The organism is Thiolapillus sp., from assembly GCF_048562965.1.
Taxonomy (GTDB): domain Bacteria; phylum Pseudomonadota; class Gammaproteobacteria; order Chromatiales; family Chromatiaceae; genus Thiolapillus; species Thiolapillus brandeum_A.
Genome location: NZ_JBHNMF010000669.1, coordinates 1 through 1659, shown reverse-complemented (window position 1 = coordinate 1659; position 1659 = coordinate 1). Strand labels below are relative to the sequence as shown.

Here is a 1659-nt window from a genome sequence, read left to right as displayed (position 1 = left end):
GGCCGCCGGGTTGGTCAGGATCGAGCGGCGGCCCGGCAGGCCCGCCCTGTACTCCCTTAACTTATCCACAACTATCTCCGTCCTTGTCACGGACGAAATCGCCCGTGACACCGCCGCCAAGGGTGGCTACTCAGGCACTTGGCCCCCGGAGGCGAGGACGCGACCAAGAGCTGCCGAAATTGCCCGTCAAGCGGTTTGTAAGCGGCATGACATCATTCGGCGGCAAGAGCTGGCGCGTCACGCGCGGCGCGGGGAAACGTGGGAGGACGTGGAGCAGCGCCTGGCGCGTGCCGCTGCCAGCCAGCGCGGGGGAAAGCTTTGAGCAGGCGCTGGAAATGGCGCGGGAGGTGGCAGCGCTGTCAGGCTGCAACCAGCCGCTCGATGCGTTGGTGATACGGAACAGATTTGCGTGCTTTGTCCAAATCATAGTCGGCCTGGAGGCCCAACCAGAATTTTTCCGATGTGCCCAGAGCCGCCGCGAGGCGCAAGGCGGTATCAGCGGTGATGGCGCGCGTGCCGTGGACAATTTCATTGATCCGGCGGGGAGGGACATCCATGGCCCGAGCCAGGCGGTTCTGACTGATGCCAAGCGGCTTGAGGAACTCTTCCAGAAGCACTTCACCGGGGTGTATGTTGTTCAGGGTTTCCATGTGTCCTCCTGTCAGTGGTAATCGACAATTTGCACCTTTTTCGCATTACCGTTGCGCCAGACAAAGCAGATGCGCCATTGCTTGTTGATGCGGATACTGTGTTGCCCTTTACGATCCCCTTTCAAGGACTCCAGGCGGTTCGCCGGTGGAATACGAAGATCATCCAGCGTTTGGGCGTTGTTGAGCATACGCAGCTTACGCCGGGCAACCTGCTGAATATCTTTTGGCAACTTGCGTGAAACCTGTCCCTGCCAGATGCGGGCAGTTTCCTTGTCCGCAAAATCCAATATCATGACGCCAGTATAATGAGGGGCGTTATAGATAACAAGCGAAGAGCCATTAGAACCACACCATGCGCCGGGGCGGGAAATTCCCCGTCCCGGAAATAACGATCAACGGCCGGCCCAGGTTCGATTCCGCCGACGTGGAATCCTGGATCGAGTCCCTGAAAAAACGGGACGCGGCCGCATAAAAAGCCCGTTCCGGTGGCAGCCGGAACGGGCTTTGAGCGAAATCATGACCGGGGAAACCGGCTAGACTCGCCCCTACGTCTCAATTCTAGCCCAGTTTTCCCCAATCCCACAAATTTTGGTGCCCCCCAGAGGGGGCAGGGGGAAACTCATGTCAATTTTAGCTCGCGATTGGGCTTATTTCCCAGGCGCTGGCGGCGCCGGCCAAATTCGTTCTTGTCGCCCTGGCTGAGCATGTGAGCGGGGAGGGCCGGGAGTGCTGGCCCTCCGTTTCTCGGCTGGCCCGCATGACCGGTTGTGCGGAGCGCACGGTACAGCGGGCGCTCCGGACGCTGGAGGCCGCCGGGCTGATCCGCGTCGAGCAGCGGGCGGGCCGGCCCGCCCTGTACTCCCTTAACTTACCCCCAACCCCGGTCAGAGAGTCCGGGGTTGGGGGTTGGGACCCCCGTCAGAGAGTCGTACACCCCCCGTCAGAGAGTCGGGGAACCCCCGTCAGAATGACACCCGAACCGGAAAGAACCGTAAGGGAACCGAAACAC

General features: G+C 60.9%; 3 protein-coding genes. 1 reads left to right on the top strand and 2 read right to left on the bottom strand.

From position 1 onward, the window contains the following. Positions 1–359 precede the first annotated feature (359 nt). Positions 360–650: a HigA family addiction module antitoxin gene (locus ACOCD2_RS18975; RefSeq protein ID WP_293648310.1), complete on the bottom strand. Its 291-nt coding sequence runs from the start codon at positions 648–650 to the stop codon at positions 360–362. Positions 651–661: 11 nt separating this feature from the next. Next, complete coding sequence (locus ACOCD2_RS18970; protein ID WP_293672669.1) at positions 662–943, bottom strand: type II toxin-antitoxin system RelE/ParE family toxin; 282 nt, start codon at positions 941–943, stop codon at positions 662–664. Between the two features lie 347 nt (positions 944–1290). Between ACOCD2_RS18970 and ACOCD2_RS18965 the strand changes: the two genes are divergently transcribed. Further along, the coding region (locus ACOCD2_RS18965) for a helix-turn-helix domain-containing protein (protein WP_368857449.1) at positions 1291–1659 on the top strand (369 nt) is incomplete at its 3' end.

What these genes read in the sequence shown, in the direction of transcription:
- ACOCD2_RS18975 (WP_293648310.1), bottom strand. Translation starts at nt 650, where the DNA reads ATGGAAACCCTGAACAACATACACCCCGGTGAAGTGCTTCTGGAAGAG.
- ACOCD2_RS18970 (WP_293672669.1), bottom strand. Translation starts at nt 943, where the DNA reads ATGATATTGGATTTTGCGGACAAGGAAACTGCCCGCATCTGGCAGGGA.